12 protein-coding genes are annotated in these 18,348 nt (G+C 68.7%); 5 read left to right on the top strand and 7 right to left on the bottom strand.

Annotated elements, in window-relative coordinates:
- Positions 1-15: 15 nt before the first annotated feature.
- Positions 16-2,460, bottom strand: a complete 2,445-nt coding sequence (locus ABZ345_RS12970; RefSeq protein ID WP_359846587.1) for a LuxR C-terminal-related transcriptional regulator — start codon at positions 2,458-2,460, stop codon at positions 16-18.
- A 12-nt stretch (positions 2,461-2,472) separates the two neighbouring features.
- On the bottom strand, positions 2,473-3,357 hold the full coding sequence (locus ABZ345_RS12965) for a DUF5829 family protein (protein WP_359846584.1): 885 nt from the start codon (positions 3,355-3,357) through the stop codon (positions 2,473-2,475).
- 31 nt (positions 3,358-3,388) lie between these two features.
- On the opposite strand from ABZ345_RS12965, the gene ABZ345_RS12960 reads away from it, so the two are divergent.
- Positions 3,389-4,429 (top strand): class I SAM-dependent methyltransferase, encoded by a 1,041-nt coding sequence (locus tag ABZ345_RS12960; RefSeq protein WP_359846581.1) that lies wholly within the window; start codon positions 3,389-3,391, stop codon positions 4,427-4,429.
- A gap of 152 nt (positions 4,430-4,581) precedes the next feature.
- Here the strand turns inward: ABZ345_RS12960 and ABZ345_RS12955 are convergent, their stop codons facing one another.
- Together ABZ345_RS12955 and ABZ345_RS12950 are read right to left on the bottom strand one after the other, a co-directional pair.
- Positions 4,582-6,213 (bottom strand): glycosyl hydrolase family 8, encoded by a 1,632-nt coding sequence (locus ABZ345_RS12955; protein WP_359846578.1) that lies wholly within the window; start codon positions 6,211-6,213, stop codon positions 4,582-4,584.
- Between the two features lie 178 nt (positions 6,214-6,391).
- On the bottom strand, positions 6,392-7,222 hold the full coding sequence (locus ABZ345_RS12950) for a patatin-like phospholipase family protein (protein ID WP_359846574.1): 831 nt from the start codon (positions 7,220-7,222) through the stop codon (positions 6,392-6,394).
- Positions 7,223-7,382: 160 nt separating this feature from the next.
- Here ABZ345_RS12950 and metH point away from each other — a divergent pair, with 160 nt between their 5' ends.
- The 3 genes from metH to ABZ345_RS12935 all read left to right on the top strand — a co-directional run bounded on the left by metH (position 7,383) and on the right by ABZ345_RS12935 (position 14,031).
- On the top strand, positions 7,383-10,955 hold the full coding sequence (metH, locus tag ABZ345_RS12945; RefSeq protein WP_359846571.1) for a methionine synthase: 3,573 nt from the start codon (positions 7,383-7,385) through the stop codon (positions 10,953-10,955).
- 122 nt (positions 10,956-11,077) lie between these two features.
- The gene (locus ABZ345_RS12940) at positions 11,078-12,112 is read left to right on the top strand and encodes a sugar ABC transporter substrate-binding protein (RefSeq protein WP_359846568.1); all 1,035 of its coding nucleotides are present in this window, start codon (positions 11,078-11,080) and stop codon (positions 12,110-12,112) included.
- Complete coding sequence (locus tag ABZ345_RS12935) at positions 12,109-14,031, top strand: bifunctional diguanylate cyclase/phosphodiesterase (protein ID WP_359846565.1); 1,923 nt, start codon at positions 12,109-12,111, stop codon at positions 14,029-14,031. Before ABZ345_RS12940 ends, ABZ345_RS12935 begins: the two co-directional genes overlap by 4 nt.
- Here ABZ345_RS12935 and ABZ345_RS12930 read toward each other — a convergent pair.
- Both ABZ345_RS12930 and ABZ345_RS12925 read right to left on the bottom strand, forming a co-directional pair.
- Entirely contained in the window at positions 14,022-14,921 is a 900-nt protein-coding gene (locus ABZ345_RS12930) for an aminoglycoside phosphotransferase family protein (protein WP_359846562.1), read from the bottom strand. The two genes, ABZ345_RS12935 and ABZ345_RS12930, sit on opposite strands and share 10 nt — an antisense overlap.
- 12 nt (positions 14,922-14,933) lie before the next feature.
- Positions 14,934-15,296 carry a DUF1097 family protein gene (locus ABZ345_RS12925; RefSeq protein ID WP_359846559.1) on the bottom strand — a complete coding sequence of 121 codons (363 nt, stop codon included), beginning with the start codon at positions 15,294-15,296 and terminating at the stop codon, positions 14,934-14,936.
- A 64-nt stretch (positions 15,297-15,360) separates the two neighbouring features.
- Between ABZ345_RS12925 and ABZ345_RS12920 the strand changes: the two genes are divergently transcribed.
- On the top strand, positions 15,361-16,062 hold the full coding sequence (locus ABZ345_RS12920; RefSeq protein WP_359846556.1) for a TetR/AcrR family transcriptional regulator: 702 nt from the start codon (positions 15,361-15,363) through the stop codon (positions 16,060-16,062).
- Between the two features lie 10 nt (positions 16,063-16,072).
- Here ABZ345_RS12920 and ABZ345_RS12915 read toward each other — a convergent pair whose 3' ends face one another.
- The gene (locus ABZ345_RS12915; protein WP_359846553.1) at positions 16,073-18,280 is read right to left on the bottom strand and encodes a hypothetical protein; all 2,208 of its coding nucleotides are present in this window, start codon (positions 18,278-18,280) and stop codon (positions 16,073-16,075) included.
- Positions 18,281-18,348: the final 68 nt, after the last annotated feature.

The raw sequence follows: 18,348 nt of genomic DNA, 5'->3' as shown, positions 1-18,348 counted from the left end.
GCGCGCTCGCGAGCGTCAGGTGACGGTGTCGGAGTACGTCATCAACGCTGCCTTGAGCTCAGCCCGTGCCGTCACGCCCAATTTGGGGAAGATCCGGTGCAGATGCGTGCTGACGGTGCGATGCGAGAGGTGCAGCCGTTCACCGATTTCCTTGTTCGTCAGACCGTCGGCGGCCATGCGCGCGACGGTCAGCTCGTGCTCGGTCAGCTCGCCGTTGCCGTTGCGCGACTCGCCGGACGCTCGCAGCTCCTCGCGGGCGCGTTCTGCCCAGTCCTTGGTGCCGAACGCCTCGAACGCCTCCGCCGCCGCCTTGAGGTGCGGCCTGGCCTGGGTGGCTTTGCGTTGCCTGCGCAGCCAGGCACCGAACGCCAGGTGCGTGCGGGCGCGATCCCAGGGCGAGCTCCCGGCTTCCAGCGCTGCGGTGAAACGAGCTTCGGCGTCCTCGTCGCGGGCCAGCAGCGCGCGGGCATACCTCAGGCCGGCAGCGAGAGCCGGCGAACTGGTGGCGGTGCCGAGCTCCTCGACGATCTTGCAGGCCTCGTCCTGGTTACCACTGCGGGTGGCGGCTTCCGCCAGTTCCGGCAGGACATACCTGCGCAGAGCCAGTTGGTAGGCGGGGTCCGCCGGGTCGTGGATGCGGCGGACCGCGGCGAACGCGTCGGCGTAACGGCCTTCGCCCAGCGCGGCAAGGCTTCTGGCGAGCTGGACGGTGGCCAGGACCGGGCGGGCGCCCGCTGCCAGACCGATTCGTTCGGCTTCGGCGGCTTTGGCGGCGGCCTCGTCGTAATCGCCTTTGAGAGCGGCGATCTCGGCCTGGACGGCGGCGGCCAGTCCGCGCATGTAGGGCTGGTGGGTCTCCTCGGCGAGTGCGGCGGCTTCGGCGGCCGCGGGTTCGGCCGCGGCGATGTCGCCGAGGCGGGTCCGGCTCCAGGCCTCGACGGCGAGGGCTCTGGCCAGCAGTCCGAACTGACCTTGGGCGCGTAGACCTCGTTGTGCGGCAACGGAAAACCGCACGGAGTCCGCGAACGAGCCGACCTGGAGAGCGGCGCTGCCGAACAGACGACACGTGGCCGGATCGTCCGGCGTTCCCTCGCGGAAGGCGGCGATGACCGCATCACCTCGTTCCACAGGGCTCACGTAAGCCGCCATCGCGACCATGTGCGGATCGCACGGGTCGATCGGCAGCCTCGCCGCCACGGCCGAGATCCGCTCCCGCACAGCCGTTCCCGGCTCGACCCAGAAGCACCGCATCGCGACGCTCCAGAAGATCCGCATCCCCAGCTCGATGTCGCCGTCGCGCACCACGGCCTCGGCCAGTCCGGCCAGTTCGCCCGGTCCGGCCGCGCCCTCCCCCACGCCGTCGTCGAACGCGCTCGGCAACCACGTCACGAGCGCGCGTTCCCGTGCGGTGAGGTCCAGCCCGCGGACCTCCAGCAAGATCCGCTCGACGTCGTCGCGACGGCCCGCCTCGGCCGCCAGTTCGGCAGCGCGCATCAGCCGCCGGGCTCGTTCGCGGGTGTCACCCACCTGCGCGGCCTTCTCCAGCGCGGTGATCGCCGCTGCGGCGCCACCACGCCGCAGCGCCCGGTCAGCGGTCTGTTCCAGCAGGCATGCCACGTCCTCGTCCTGACCCGTGACAGCGCCCGCCAGGTGCCACGCCCGGCGGTCCGGCTCGTCCGTCGCGGCCAGCTGCCAGTGGGCTTCGCGGCGTTCCTGGGCCGTGGCCGACTGCACGACCGCCGTCCTCATCAACGGGTGCTGGAACTCGCCGTCGCCACCCAGTGCCGCGAGAAGCAACTCCTTGCGCTCCTGCGGCGGCAGCGTCGATACACGTGCGGCGAACGCTTCCTCCAGCGAGTTGCCGCCGAAGGGCAGTTCGGTCAGCGCCAACGGGTTTCCGGCGGCCTGCGCGAGCACCTCCTCGCGTCGTCCGGCATCCAGTCCTGGCGCGACCGAGGTGAGGAGAGCCTGGGCGTCGTCCGGCGCCAACGGTTCCAAAGGGAGCGTGGGCACGCCCGCGAACAGACGTGTGCGGGACGTCGCGATGAGGGCCGCGCCGGTCAACCGGCGTGCGACGAAGCCGAGCACGTCCTGGCTCGCCTGGTCCAGCCAGTGCGCGTCGTCGATCAGCACCACGACCCCGGTCAGAAGGTCGAGCGCGGCCAGTCCGACCAGGTGCACGGGCGGCGCGGCACCGTCGGAGAGTCCGAACACGACCTCCAGGGCACCGCGCCGCACGTCGGACAAAGCGGACAGATCGAGGAAGGGGTGCAGGACCTGGTGCAGTCCGGCGTAGGGCAGGTCCCGCTCGGCCTCGACGCCCGCGACCAGGTGGCCGTCGAGCGTTCTGAGCAGCGCGGACTTGCCGACGCCCGGCTCACCCACGACCAGCAGTGACCCACCTGACGCCTGCACGGCGGCCAGCTGTTCCTCTTCCCGCTCTCGTCCGACCAGCGACATGATCCGACTGTGTCAGAAAGTCCAGACCGCGCGCTTGCCGGGCCCCACGACCAGCGTGGAGGTGCCGAGCTGCTCGACGTGCCGCTGCACCGCGCAGTTCAGCTCGAACTCGACCCGCTTGAGCCCGGTCTGTCCCAACGCGACCTGGTCGAACCGGATCGTCGTGCCGCCCTTCGAGGCCGTGACACCGCCCGGATCGGTCTTCAGCGCGAACCCGCCCGCACGCAGCAACGGCATGGTCGAGGTGAGGTCGAGTGCGGTCACCGCGATCCGGATCAGGCTGATGTTGCGCATCAGCTTGTCCTTGTAGAGCTCCGGCAGGTACCGCTCACGCGAGACGTCACCGGGGAACCGCGCGGGCCCTGTCTTGCTGCGCGGGTCGGCGAAGTACTCCTCGCGGTACTCCATGACCCACGCGCCGAATTTGTCGTACTGATCGGTGGTGAACAGCGCGTCGAACCACGGCACCGGCTTGTGGTCACCGAAGTCGCGGGTCTGCAGGAAGTCGATCGGCGTGATGCCCTGCGCGACCAGGCGGGCCTTCACCGCGTCGATGTCGCCGTCGCGTTCGGTCGAGAGCCCCAGACCGGCCGAGCCCAGCTCACCGTCCTTGCCACCGACGTCTCCGATGCCGAAGAGCTCCAGGTAGGTCTCCTGGCCGCGCAGATAGCGGCCGGTCCACACCTCACCCCCGGAGCCGGTGGTCGTGCGGACCTCGAAGTCCGCGAACTCCCTGATGTAGGTGGAGTGCTCGATGGCGTCGGCCGTGGCGCGGTCGAGCGTTCCCCAGGAGTGGTTGTAGTACAACAACTGCCGCTCCCCAGCGTGCGCCGCTCCCGTCCCGGCGAGGGTCAGGAACACGGCCAAGATCATGCAGAACAAGCGTCGAATCCCCATGGAACGATCCTAGGACGGACGCGCTCAAGTCATGCTCAAGTCAACTGAGAGGGACTCCGTGTTCGACACCGCGCGATGGTCTGTTCTCGCTCCTCTGCTGCAGGCCGCCGGCGCCGGCCGCGACCTGCTCGACGACACGATCCGCCGGCTCAGCCCCTCCGCCGTCACCGACGTGGTCCTGCGGGAGATCGGTTCGCACGACGTCCAGCTCGACCTGCGTTTCGACGGCCGGACGACCAGCCATCTGCAGGACACGGCCGAGGTCGTGGTCTCACTCGACCTCGCCGACGCCGTCCGCACCTTGTACGGCACCGGGTCGTGGACGAGCCTCGCGGTGCGCACCCCGTCCGCTGAGCTGGACGAGGGCGGCATGGGCGCGTGGTTCCGCAGTCGTAAGGACATCGCGCGAAACGTGCAGGGGCTGCTGTCCTCGTTGAAGCCGGCCCCGCAGGACCTCGGCGCACTGGCCGTGGCGCACGAGTCGGACAAGTGGGGCGACCTGCACTGGTACACGCAGCACTACGAACGCCACTTCGCCCGGCTGCGCGACGAACCGGTGCGGGTGCTGGAGATCGGCATCGGCGGCTACGACGACCCGGACCGCGGCGGCGCGTCGCTGCGGATGTGGCAGCAGTACTTCCGGCGCGGTCTCGTGCACGGCCTCGACATCGTGCCGAAGAACGTCTCCGGCCCGCGGATCATGGCGGTTCAGGGCGACCAGTCCGACGCGGAGTTCCTCGACCTGCTGGGCAAGGAGCTCGGGCCGTTCGACGTGGTCATCGACGACGGCAGCCATCTCAACGAGCACGTGCGGATCTCGTTCCACGCCCTGTTCCCGCACGTTCGTTCCGGCGGGCTCTACGTGGTCGAGGACCTGCAGACCGCGTACTGGCCGGGCTGGGGTGGCTCCCCCGATGGCGGCCCCGGTACCTCGATGGGCATGCTCAAGTCCTTTGTGGACGGCTTGAACCACGCCGAGGTCCGCTCGCCGCGGCCTCGGGTTCCTATCTGGAGCGCAACATCAGCGGAATCTCGTTCCACCACAACATCGCGTTCGTCGAGAAAGGACTGAATGCGGAAGAAGGTGGTCCCGCGTTCCTCCGCGAGATCTAGAGCTTCGCCATCCGGTTCGACGCGGCTGCCCGCCTCGCGGTGCGGGCAGCCGCAGGTCGTCCGGAGACGACCTTCCGACCTTGACCCTGGATCAGGGTCAACCCCCGCGACTCACGGCACCCAGTGGTTGCCGCTCACCGTGATCATCACCTGCAGCTGGATGCTCGACGCGAAGTAGTCCTTGCTGCCGATCGGCGTCTGCACCATCTTGTTCCACAACGCGTCCAGCCACGCCTGGCTGCCGGAGTCGGTCGTCGCCGCCACCGCGAACGGTGCGGTGTAGGCCTCCGACACGTCGCTGGAGATCTGCGTGCCGTTGAGCTGGTAGCCCACGCGGATGTTGTCCGGGTTGCCGCCGAACTTGGACTTCGCCCACGAGTTGAGCTTGCGGGCGGCCGCCAGCGACGTGGTGTCGCCGCTGGTCGCCGCGTCGGCGGCGATTCGCCAGGGCACGCGGCAGGCGTTCCACCAGTACTTGCCGTCGTTCGCGTCCTCCAGCACCTCACCGGCCGGTGGGCGTGGAGTCCCGTTCGTCCGCTCCACGAAGTCGGGCAGGAGACCGGTGTTCGGCGCGAAGTTCTGCTGCATGGTCTTGATCAGGTTCTGGTGGGCGGTGCGGATCGTGTCCCACGCGGAGTCGCCGGTGGCCTTGCGGAACGCGCGGAAGTGGTCGGCCATCCAGTCCGAGGAGCGGGTCACGTAGTAACGGGGGTCGCCCGAGTCGGCCCAGTCGCCGGGGCGCAGCAGGTTGGTCGACGGGTTGATCTCGCTGCGCTTGATCGCGTTGATGTGCTTGATGGCCAGCTGCTTGTAGTTGTACGTGCCGGTGCTGCCCCACTGCCGGTCCGCCAGCAGGAGCCCGTACGCGACGTCCATGTCGCCGTCCGTCGCCGCGTCGCCGCCGCTCATGCTCTGGCAGTTGTCGCCCTGCTCGGCGGCCATCAGGTCGGGGTCGATGGACGACGGGTGGTCGACCTTCCACTTCACGAAGCCGTCGAAGATCTTGCGCGCGTCCGGGTCGGCGCCGGCCATGGTGGCGACGACGACCATGCCGTAGCCCTGGGCTTCGGCGACGTAGGTGTGGTCGGCGTCGGCGGCGAGCACCTGGGACCAGGCGCTGTTGCAGTTGTGCCTCAGGAACGCCGACTTCCAGAGCTGGTAGTAGCCGACCACGGTAGCGTCCAAAGTGGACGTGCTGCCGGACGGGCGCAGGATTCCCGCCGCGTACGGGGTCTGCCGGCTACCGAACGGGTAACCGAGGCCCGAGGGAGGCGTGGTCGTGGTGGTCGTCGTCGTGGGAGGCGTTGTGGTCGTGGTCGGCGGGTTGCCACCGCTGACGCCGTAGACCTCCAGCTCCCACAACGAGTAGCCGTAAGAGGTGCCGCGAGCCGTGCCGTAGACCCGCACGTACCGGCCCGATCCGGACAAGGTCAAGTCGTCGGTGCCGCCGTCACCGGTGCTGGTCGAGAACACGTCGGTCCACGCCGAGCCGTCACCAGAGGTCTGCACGCGGTACGACTTGGCGTACGCGGCCTCCCAGCTCAGCTTCACCCGGCTGATCGTGTGCGCCGAGCCGAGATCGACGCGCAGCCACTCGGGGTCGTGCCCCTCGGCCGAGGCCCAGCGCGACGACGCGCTGCCGTCGACCGCCTTGGCCGCCTCGAACCCGGAGCCCTCCACCGAGGACGCCGTCACCGCCTTGCCCTGCGAGACCAGTGGATCCGCCGCCGATGCACTGGTCACCCCTGCCACCAGAAGGCCGAGCACTAGCCCGGCCGCCCCTAACGCCGCTGTTCTGCCGCCCACAACCGCCTCCAGCAATTGGTTAACAAAACATCCAATGCGAGTGGTTGGCGACGGTAAGCAGGCAAAACGTGCCGAACAAGAGGTACTGACCAGTTATTGCGCGATCGAACAGTGATCAGTTCCAGACTTCACGAACCGCCTCGGCGACGGACGCGGCCTGCGCCAGGCCCGCTTCGGCGGCAGGCCTGCGCCGGGCCGGATCGAGCAGGTTGGGACCGATCGCGGCCAGCGCCTCCGACGAAGGGCTCACCACGATCGACGGCACGCCCAGCCGGGCGGCCTGCGCCTGCGGAGTCGCCGCCGCGCTCATCGCACGGGTCAACGGCGCCACGACCACCACGCGCGAGTACCCCGCCGCGAGGTCGACGTTCGCCACGGAGCGCATCCCACCGTCCATGTACCGATGCCCGTCGATGGTGACCGGCGGCCACACCAGCGGAACCGCGCAGCTCGACGCCACCGCGCGCACCAGCGGCACCCCGCTGTCCCGGTCGAACGCCACGAACTTGCCGTCCGCCACGTTCACCGCGGTGACCTTCAGCGCCCGCTCCGGCCAGTCCTTAGTGGACAACCGGTGCTCGAACACTTCGAGCCGCGACTCCTCCGACGGCGTGCGCGCCTTCAACGCCGCCCGCCCCAGCCGGGCGCGCTTGTCCGCGGCCGACCCCGGCATCACGTACGAAAGCGTGTACCTGACCAGCATCCACGGGGTCAGCCGGGCCGGGATCTCCCCATCGGGCGGTAACAGCTGACCCGCGTACAGGTCAGCCAACGGTGCACCGCCCGCCAACTCCGTGGCCACCACGGACCCAGCGGACGTCCCCACGAACAGGTCGGCTTCCGCCAGGTCGACGCCCGCACCAGCGAGTCCGTGCAGAATTCCTGTCTCCCAAGCGATTCCGGTGACACCACCGCCGCCCAGCACCAACGCACGCTTTCCGCTCACGCTCGCCATCCTACGAAGTGGGACCGGTTCCTGCCTCGTGGTCGTTGGCGCTATCCTTCACACCGAGGCCGAGAAGCGCTGCAACGGGCTCCAGACCCGCCACGCTCGACCTTGCACGACCACGGACAAGGGCGCTTCCGACGACGTTTCGGGAGCGCGCGTGGATGGTCTCAAGTCTCTGCTGAACCAGCGGATCGTCGTGCTCGACGGTGCCTGGGGCACGATGTTCCAGCAGGCCAAGCTCTCCCCCGCCGACTACTACGGCGCGGAGTTCGAAAGCCACCACATGGACGTCGTCGGGGACCCGGACCTGCTCAACCTCACGCGGCCGGACCTGGTGCTCGACGTGCACCGGCAGTACCTCGCGGCCGGCGCGGACATCACGACCACCAACACGTTCACCGCCACGTCCATCGGCCAGGCCGACTACGGGCTGCAGGACCGCGTCCGCGACATGAACATCGCCGGCGCCCGCATCGCCCGCCAGGCCGCCGAAGAATTCGGCAACAAGTTCGTCGCCGGATCAGTCGGCCCCCTCAACGTCACGCTCTCCCTCTCCCCCAAGGTCGAGGACCCGGCGTACCGATCCGTCACGTTCGAGCAGGTCAAGGCCTCCTACGCCGAGCAGATCGCCGCACTGCACGAGGGCGGCGTCGACCTGCTGCTCATCGAGACGATCTTCGACACGCTGAACGCCAAGGCCGCCATCACCGCCGCCCGCGAGGTCGCTCCCGACCTGCCGCTGTGGATCTCGGTGACGATCGTCGACCTGTCCGGCCGCACGCTCTCGGGCCAGACCGTCGAGGCGTTCTGGAACTCCGTCGAGCACGCGAAACCACTGGTCGTGGGCGTGAACTGCTCGCTGGGCGCCGAGGAGATGCGCCCGCACGTCACCGACCTCGCCCGGCTCGCGGACACCTACGTCGCCTGCCACCCGAACGCCGGTCTGCCCAACGCGTTCGGCGGCTACGACGAGACGCCGGACGAGACCGCCGCCCTGCTGAAGGACTTCGCGGGCACGGGCATCGTCAACGTCGTCGGCGGCTGCTGCGGCACGTCTCCCGCGCACATCAAGGCGATCGCCGACGCCGTCCAGGATCTCCCGACCCGCGAGGTCAAGGAATCCCGCAACACCACCAGGTTCAGCGGCCTCGAGACGTTCGAGATCGGCCCCGACACCGGCTTCGTGATGATCGGTGAGCGCACCAACGTCACGGGCTCGGCCAAGTTCCGCAGGCTGATCGAGGCCGACGACCACCAGGCCGCGCTCGCGGTCGCGCTGGACCAGGTCCGCGGCGGCGCGAACCTGCTGGACGTCAACATGGACGCCGACCTGCTCGACGGCGAGCAGGCCATGACGACGTTCCTGAACCTGATCGCGACCGAGCCGGAGATCGCCCGCATCCCGGTGATGATCGACAGCTCCCGCTGGGGCGTGCTGCAGGCGGGCCTGAAGTGCGTGCAGGGCAAGGGAGTCGTCAACTCGATCAGCCTCAAGGAGGGCGAGGAGCCGTTCCTCGCCCAGGCCCGCACGATCCGCGACTACGGCGCCGGTGTCGTCGTGATGGCGTTCGACGAGCAGGGCCAGGCCGACACGACCCAGCGCAAGGTCGAGATCTGCGGCCGCGCGTACGACCTGCTGACGCAGAAGCTGGGCTTCCCGGCCGAGGACATCATCTTCGACCCGAACGTCCTCGCGGTCGCGACCGGCATCGAGGAGCACAACGGCTACGCCAAGGCGTTCATCGACGCGCTGCCGCTGATCAAGCGGCGATGTCCGGGCGCCCGCACCAGCGGCGGCATCTCGAACCTCTCGTTCTCCTTCCGCGGCAACGACGTCGTCCGCGAGGCCATGCACAGCGCGTTCCTGTTCCACGCCGTCAAGGCCGGGCTGGACATGGGCATCGTCAACGCCGGCCAGCTCGTCGTCTACCAGGACATCCAGCCCGAACTGCTGGAACTGGTCGAGGACGTCATCTTCAACCGCCGCGAGGACGCCACCGACCGGCTCGTCACGCACGCCGAGACCGTCAAGGGCCCCGGCCAGAAGCGCGTGGTCGACCTGTCGTGGCGCGAAGCCCCGGTCGGCAAGCGCCTCGAGCACGCGATCCTGCACGGAGTCGTCGACTTCATCGAAGAGGACACCGAAGAGGCCCGCCAAGCCCTCCCGCGTCCCCTCGACGTCATCGAGGGCCCGCTGATGGACGGCATGAAGGTCGTCGGCGACCTGTTCGGCGCGGGCAAGATGTTCCTGCCCCAGGTGGTGAAGAGCGCCCGCGTGATGAAGCGCGCGGTCGCGTACCTGGAGCCGTACATGGACGCCGAGCCCAAGGCGACGGCGGGCGGCAACGGCAAGGTCGTGCTCGCCACGGTCAAGGGCGACGTCCACGACATCGGCAAGAACATCGTCGGCGTCGTGCTGGGCTGCAACAACTACGAGGTGATCGACCTCGGCGTGATGGTCCCGGCCGCGAAGATCCTCGACACCGCGATCCGCGAGCACGCCGACGTCATCGGCCTGTCCGGACTGATCACGCCGTCGCTGGACGAGATGGTCTCGGTCGCCGAGGAGATGCAACGGCGCGGCATGAAGCTGCCGCTGCTGATCGGCGGCGCCACCACGTCCCGCCAGCACACCGCCGTCAAGATCGCCCCGGTCTACGACGAGCCGGTCGTGCACGTGCTCGACGCGTCCCGGGTCGTCGGCGTGGTGTCGGACCTGCTGGACGACCGGCGCAGCCACGAGCTGAACATCGCGAACCGCGCCGAGCAGGCACGACTGCGCGAGCAGCACGAAAACCGCAAGCAGCTGCCGTTGCTGAGTCTGGAAGCCGCGCGCGCAAACGCGGAAAAGGTGGATTTCACCGAATTGCCGACGCCGGCATTCACCGGCACTCGCGTGATGACGCCTTCGATCAGCGAACTCCGCGAGTTCATCGACTGGACGTTCCTGTTCCTCGCCTGGGAGCTCAAAGGCAAGTTCCCCGCGATCCTCGAGCAGCCCGTCGCGCGCGAACTCTACGACGACGCGACGACGTTGCTCGACGAAATCATCGCCAATGGTTCCTTCGAGGCAAAGGGCGTCTACGGCTTCTGGCCCGCGCATTCGGCCGGTGACGACATCCAGCTCGAGAACGGCACGCTGATCCCGATGCTGCGGCAGCAGACGAAGAAGCAGGTGTCACGCCCGAACCGCTCGCTCTCGGACTACGTGGCACCGGAAGGCGACCACCTCGGCGGCTTCGCGGTCACCATCCTGGGCGCCGAGAAGCTGGCCGCGCACTACGAGGCCAAGCACGACGACTACCGCGCCATCATGGTGAAAGCGCTGGCAGACCGGCTCGCCGAGGCGTTCGCCGAGTGGATCCACCTGCGCGCCCGCCGCGACTGGTTCGAGCCGGACGCGACGCCGGAACTCGCCGAGCTGCACGCCGAGAAGTTCCGCGGCATCAGGCCGGCATTGGGCTACCCGGCCTGCCCGGACCACACCGTGAAGCGCGAGCTGTTCGACCTGCTGGCAGCGGAGGATATCGGGGTCAGCCTCACCGAGTCGTTCGCGATGAACCCGGCGGCGAGCGTGAGCGGCCTGATCTTCCAGCACCCGGACGCGAAGTACTTCACCGTCGGGCGTCTCGGCCGTGACCAGGTCGTGGACTACGCACGCCGCTTCGGCAAGCCGCTGGCCGAGGTCGAGCAGTGGCTGCGTCCCAACCTGGGCTACGAACCCGCCTGACGGTTCCGCAACGTGAAAGCGCTTCCCGGTATTGGGGTGCGTTATCCCTATTTGGTGCCATGCGATGTAGCATCGGCCGCTCCAGACCAATCACCGTCAGTCGAGCGAGCCCGAGGTCATAGATGCGAGCTGCGGCGCTGGTGCTGGGTCTGTTGCTGTTATCCGGCTGCGGTGGCGCCGCGAAGTCCGACGCGCTGCCGCACGTGGGTTTCGTCGTCAAGCGCACGGGCGGCTCGTTCGCGCAGGAGATGACCAGCGGGTTCCACGAGGGCGTCGGGCGCATCGGCGGCGTCAGCGCCACCGTGACCGGGCCGCCCGGCCAGGACGGGCACAAGGAAGTCGAGTTGTTCGCCGATTTGACGCTCGCCGCTAAAGGCGGAATCGCGGTCGCCACGTCCGAGCCCGCGCTGATGGCACCGTCCATCGGGGAGGCGCTGAGCCAGCACGTCGCCGTCGTCGGTGTGGACATGCGGCTCACCGCGAGTTCCGGGGTGAAACTGCACATCGGTAACGACAACTACGAACTCGGCGAAAAGCTGGCTGACGAGTTGATGCGCCGATTGCCCTCGGACGCGACCGGAACCGTGGTACTGGGAAACACCGCTCCGGGACTCACCGGTTTCGACGACCGGGCCGACGGGATTCGGGGGCGATTCGCCGAGAAGCTACCGGGAGTACTGGTGCTGGGGCCCTTCGACACGCAGCGCGACGACGAGGCGAACCTCGACGCGTGGCAAAGGCTCGTGGCAGCGAACCCCGACGCACTCGCGTTCGTTGGGACCGGTGACTGCGACGGGGTCAACCTCGCCGCGATAAGAACCGAGAAGTCGGCGAGGTGGCTGGTGGGCGGTTTCGGGGTCGACCCGAGAACGTTGCAGGCGGTGCGGGACGGCGCGATGGTGGCGACGATCTCGCCCGAGCACTACCTCAAGGGCGCCGTCGCGGGCTGGCTGCTCGCCCGGCACGCCACGGGTGTGGCGCCGTTGCCCGAGGGCTGGGTCGAGACGCCGGGGCTGACGGTGACCACCGCGAACCTCGACACGATCCTGCACCGGCAGGAGTCCGAAAAGGCGCGCAGGGAGTTCTTCCAGGCGCAGATCGACAGCTTCGTCCAGGATCCGGCGGGCTGGGTGCGACCGTTGGAGCAGGCACGGTGAGCTTCTGGGAAGGCCGCGCCACCGCACGAGTGGCGACGGTGGGGCTGACGGCCGGGCTGCTGGTCCTCGCGGGACTGGCGCTGTGGAGCAGTGTCTCCGCGCAGGCCACGACCGCGCACGTGCGGGAGATCAACGACTCGAGCGAGCGCTGGAGCCGCGTGCTCGAGCACATCAACGTCGCCGACAACGCGTTGCGCGACCTGCAGGCCAAGCGCACCGAGCAGACCGTCGAACCGCTGCAGAACTCCGTCGGCTCCGCGCGTGGTGAGCTCGAGTGGCTGCGCACTCACGGACAGGGCGACGACATCGCGGTGGCCACGCGGTTGTTGCCTCTGTACGACCAGACCACCGGCATCCTGCGCAAGGTGATCGCCGGCCAGGACCCGCTGCAGGCCGACCAGGCGTCGCTGGCGCACTCGTCGTTGCGCCGCCAGATCTCCTCGACGATCGGGGCCAAGCGCCTCGACACCACCGAGTACCTGCGTGCCGCCGACGAGAAGAACTCGCGGCTGCGCCTGGCCCAGATCATCGCGTTCGTGCTGGACGCGTTCCTGGTGGCGCTGTTCGGCATGGTCCTGCTGGGCCACCGCCGCAAGATCCTGCGCCAGGCCGCCAAGAACGAGCACGAGGCCCACCACGACGCCCTGACGGGTCTGGCCAACCGGACACTGCTCGCGCGCCGGATGGAGGTCGCGGTCAACAAGGCCCATCGCAAGAACGAAGAGCTGGCGTTGCTGATCGTGGACCTCGACCGGTTCAAGGAGGTCAACGACTCGCTCGGGCACCACTCCGGCGACCTGTTGCTGCGCCAGGTGGCGAACCGGTTGTCGTGGGCCGTCCGGGACACGGATCTGGTGGCACGGCTGGGCGGCGACGAGTTCGCGGTGCTGCTGCCCGGCGTCGGTTCGGCCGCGAACGCCACCATGGTCGCGGAGAAGATCCTCGGCGCGCTGGCCATGCCGGTCACCCTGGAGGGTCTGGAACTGGAGATCGCCGGCAGCGTCGGCGTCGCTCTGTGCCCGACGGACTCCGTGGACGGCCACGAGTTGTTGCGGCACGCGGACATCGCGATGTACGCGGCCAAGCGCGAGAAGTCCGGTGTGGCCGTCTACGACGCACGCCTGCACGAACGCGGCGCGTCCCAGCTCACCGCCGTGACGGAGCTGCGGCACGCGATCGACCGCGGCGAGCTGTTCCTGCACTACCAGCCCAAGGCGCTGGCGGACACCGGCGCGGTGTGCGGCGTGGAGGCGTTGGCGCGCTGGCAGCACCCGACCCGCGGACTGGTGCGGCCGGACGAGTTCATCCCGATCGCCGAGGAGAACGGGCTAATCGAGCCGTTGACCCGCTACGTGATCGACGCTGCGCTGCGGCAGTGCCGGGCGTGGCAGGACGCGGGCTGGGAGGTGCCGGTCTCGGTCAACGTGGGCGCGGCCTGCCTGCTGCACTCCGAGTTCCCCGGCGACGTGTCGTCGTTGATCAAGCGGCACGGGCTGCCCGCTCGCCTGCTGACGCTGGAGATCACCGAGTCGGCGATCATCTCCGACCCGGACCGCGCCGTGGACGTGCTGCGGGGCCTGACCGAGCTCGGTGTGCGACTGTCCATCGACGACTTCGGCACCGGCTACTCGTCGATCTCGTACCTGCGCAGCATGCGGGTGCACGAGATGAAGCTCGACCGCTCGTTCGTCACGCACATGTGCACGGACGCCGGTGACAGCGCGATCGTGCACGCTCTCGTTGCCCTGGCCCGCAACTTCGGGCTGCAGGCCGTCGCCGAGGGTGTCGAGGACCAGGACACGTGGACGGCTCTGGCCGAGGCCGGATGCGACGTCGTCCAGGGGTACTTCCTCAGCGAGCCGTTGCCCGCCGAGGAAGTCGTTGCCTGGCTGGGAGATCGCGCGGTCGCTCACGCCTGATACGGCTCGGTGTCCCGCCATTGGTCGATGAACGGCTTCATGAACTCGATCATGGCGGGCAGCTGGTCCGCGCAGGACAGGTACGCGATGACCCTGATCGCGCCGACGGAGTTGACGAACCGCAACACATCCTTGTCGAGCGGGCGCAGGCCGTTCTTCGCGGCACCGCGGTCGTAGGCGGCTTCCATCTCCAGGCCGAGACCGCCCAGGTCCCACTCGACCGGGCCTTTCGTGATCAGCTCGAAGTCCGAGAACAGCGGGCCGTCGACTCCAGCGAAGATGTTGGCGGGCGGCGAGTCGCCGTGGACGGGCTGCAGGTCGATGCCCGGAAACGCTTGCCGGAACCGGGTTTCGTCGCTGACGAGCGGTTCCAGGACCTGCCACTCGCTCTTGGCCCGTGCGAGGTCGGCGGGGTCGACGATGTCCGGGCGGCTTTCGAGCCTGTCGAGGGCTTCGGTGACGAACCGCGGTTCCGCTGAGGACAGGAAGTCCAGCTCGCCGGGATAGGTCTTGAGGGCCTTGTGCAGGTCCGCGGTCAGCTCGGAGTTCTTGACGTAGTCCGGTACCGAGTCCTTGTCCTCCTCGGTGAACGGCCAGAACGTGATCGAGAACCCGTCTCGTTGCACCGGCTTGCGCGGCACGAGCGGACTCGGCGGGATCACCGGCGTGCCCTGGTCGTACAGCCACTGCGCCACGTCGAGCTCCTGCTGCTGACGCCTGGCCAGGCTGTCGAGGGTGGTGGTGTGCGGCAGAACGGTGGGAACGCGGGCGACCACAGGCGACGGGGCAAGGTGCACCACGACTGAGAACAGTTCGTAGAGCACCTTGCCCTCGGTGATGTCGAGCCCGAGGTCACGACCTGCTGCCACGGCGGCGTCCTTGGCTGTCATGACACGATCGTGTCACGAACCGCCGATGACCCGCAGATCATTTACGCGCTTGCTGACCACCGCCGCCACAGCGCCGACCGCCATCGCGGGCACCAGCGTGAACAGCCCCTCCGCCGCGTTCTCCGCGTGCAGAGCGAACGACGACACGAGCCCGAGGAACCAGGCCGACGGGTTGCCGAACACCGAGTGGGCGCGCAGACCGACGACGATCACGCCGACCGCGAACACGGTGATCGGGATCGCGACCGGTCCGACGACCGGCGCTAGCAGACCGATGGACGCCTGCGCCGCGATCGCGAGCAGCAGCCAGGTGACCCAGCCGACGAACAACGCCCACACCGGCAGTCCTCCCAGCGTGACCGCGAACGAGGCCACAGCGGCGATGCTCGATGCGTTATCATCGCTACCCAATTCTGTTAGCAGCGTTATACTCACCGTCATGGACACGCGAACACGCATCTTGGAGGCGGCGGAGGAGCTGCTCGACAGCTCACCGGACCGCGACATCTCCACCAGAGCCGTCTGCGCGGCGGCCGGCGTAGGCGCGCCCGTGCTCTACCGCCTCTTCGGAGACAAGAACGGCCTGCTCAGCGCCGTCGTCGACTACGGCTTCGACCGCTACCTGGCCACCAAGCGCGAAGCCCAGCCCTCAACCGACCCGGTCGCCGACCTGCGCGACGGCTGGGACACGCACGTCGCCTTCGCGAGGGCCCACCCGACCGTCTACCGGATGATGTACTCGCCGAGCTTCGAGGCCGTCCCCGACGCCGCGAAGGAGGCCCTGCTGATCCTGCGGCAGGTCCTGGAACGCTGCGCCGAGGCCGGCAGGCTGCGCGTCGACCCGGAGACCGCCGCCCAGGTGATCATGTCGGCGAACGTCGGCGTCGCGCTGAGCATCGTCACGCAGCCCGAGACCTACACCGACCCGTCACTGTCCACTCTGGTGCGCGACGCCGTGCACCGGCAGTTGCTCACGCCGGAGCCCGGCGACGCTTCGCCCAGCGCGGACACGAGCCTGCTCACCGCCGCAGTGCAGCTGGCGGCACTGCTGCGGACCCGCCGCACGGCGCTGAGCGAAGCCGAAAGCGCGCTGATGCTGCAGTGGCTCGACACGCTCGCCACCGAACGACCCACGAGGTGAGGACGAGCCCTCAGCGCAGCACGTCACGGACGACCTCGTGGAACCGCGGATCGAGGTAGTAGCCGCTGTGCCCTCTCAGCTCGGGCCGCACGGTCGCGTTGAGATCACCGCCGATGGACACCGGGTCGAGCAACCGGACGTCGTGGTCCGGCGCGAACGCGTCCAGCACCGGGCCACCGAGCGGGTCCGTCCTGCGGTACATGCTGCGCCACCGGGTCGCGAGTTCGTGTTCGAACATCTCCTTCATCTCGTCGTACCCCATGTAGGCCGGGAACATCCGAGCGAACGCCCACTGCAGCTGCGAGCCGTAGGTCACCAGGTGCACGCGGTCGAGAATCTGCGTGTCAGACAGCTCTGAGTCGTGCAGCAACCGCACCACGGCGGTGCACACGACGCTGCCCTGGCTGTGGCCGGACAGCACGATCGTGTTGTCCTCCCCCAGCAACAGGCGGGTCCTGCCGGTCATCGCCAGCACGGCCCTGCCGCCGTACGGGGGCGGGCAGATCGGGTGCGCCAGGCGGGGCCAGAATGCGATCAGGTCCCACACGATGCCGACCGCGGTGCGCATCTTCTGGCCCTGCCACGAACGGATGCCGAGGAACAGCAGGCCGGCCAGCATGGCGGACACCGTCCAGGCACCGACACCCGCGAGCAACCGGACCCAGTCCCACTCAGCCTGTTGCCTCTCCCACAGGCTGATCGCGGCGTTGACCGCGGTCGCCACGACCATGAGACCGCCCAGACTCGCCAGCACACCCAGCGCCAGGTGGTACCGGTACTTCGTCCCCGCCAGCCGCCAGTGCCACGCGATCTTGCCGATCGTGGCGGGGTGGTGCGGCTGGTCCGGATAGTCCTCTTCCACCTGCGTTCTGAGCCCGTCACGCCACCACCCGAGCACGGTGATCGCCACGAGGAAGAGCAGCACGAACACCAGGAGCACGACGAACAGTCCCCACAGCAGCGCACCCGTCCAGTAACTCTTGCTCAGTTCGATCGCCGCCGGCGTGCACCCGCACCGCACGGTCGCCTGTCCGTCGACGCGGACGGGGTCGCCCAGCAGATCCGCCGCCCAGAACGTCAGCCCGCCGCTGAATCCGCTGGCCAGCGTCGTCGCCAGCGAGGCGATGAACAGCGTGGCGAACCCGCACCACATGGGGTTGAACTGCTTGCGCTCCTTCACGAAGTACTGCCGGCCGATGGCCGAGAACCTCAGCGCGAGACAGAAGGCGGCCAGCAACACCAACAGCGCCCCGGCCGCCACCGCCAGGAAGTTGGTCGCCGCTCCGAACCCCAGCAGGTCGCGCGTGGGCTCATCGGTCCACAACAGACTGACCGACATCACGATCGCGTAGGCCAGGCACAGCCATCTGCCCACGGTCAACCAGCGTGGCACCTTCACCGGGTCGTTCTTCCCCGGTTCGAACTCGGCATTCGGCCCGACGATCACGATGACGGCCATGACCACGAGCACAACGACGCCCGCGCCGATCACCCACGGGCGCGCCGCTCCGGTCAGCCCGGCGTTGGCGAGCAGGCCGGTCATCACGCACGCCGCGGCCACGTGCGCCGCTCGCAGCACCGGGGCCTTCGCGGACGTGTGCCAGAAGTTGCTGTCGCCGAAGTCTCCGGTGTTGGTGCGCCACGGTCCGGGTTGCCCCTGAGGCCGGTAGAGGAACGGCAACCGCCCGAACGTCCACAAGAGAGCGATCAACGCAAAGACCGGCACGGTCCCCACCACGAGCTGCCACTGGAACGGCAGCTTCTCCACGAAAGCCAGCCATCCGTTGTCCCGCACGCACGCGGCGTCGCCGAGACACTGGTTGACGACGATCTCCATCGACACATAGGCCACGTTCACCGTCAGCATCAGGGTGAGCACGAGCCCCAGCAGCCGGAGAGTCGCGTCCGCACACCAGCCGGTCGGCGTCATCTTCCTGTTCCGCGGGAACAACAACATGTACCGCGACACGTTGAGCAACCCGAACGGCACCAGGGCCAGCCAGAGCGCACGACCGGGAGACCCGGCCGTGAACCTGCCCCAGTGGAACGCCTCGACGTCGCGAGGTGCGGAGCCCTGGAGCCGTTCGGTGCGGCGGAAGAACCGTGCGACGTCGTCGCCGGCGACCTGGCCACCGTGTGGTCCGTCCAGCATGCTCTCGGGCGGCGTGCCCGATACGCCGTGCACCCGGATCTCAACCACGTTCTGTGAGGCGTCCATGTGACCACCTGCCTGCGATTGGCGCTAGTGATCCAGGACATCGAGCCGCTGGACGCCTCCGTTAGCAC

Origin of the sequence: Lentzea sp. NPDC005914, assembly GCF_040629405.1 — a bacterium.
GTDB lineage: Bacteria > Actinomycetota > Actinomycetes > Mycobacteriales > Pseudonocardiaceae > Lentzea.
The sequence above is the reverse complement of the archived record's forward strand: the minus strand, read 5'-3'. Positions and strand labels throughout refer to the sequence as shown.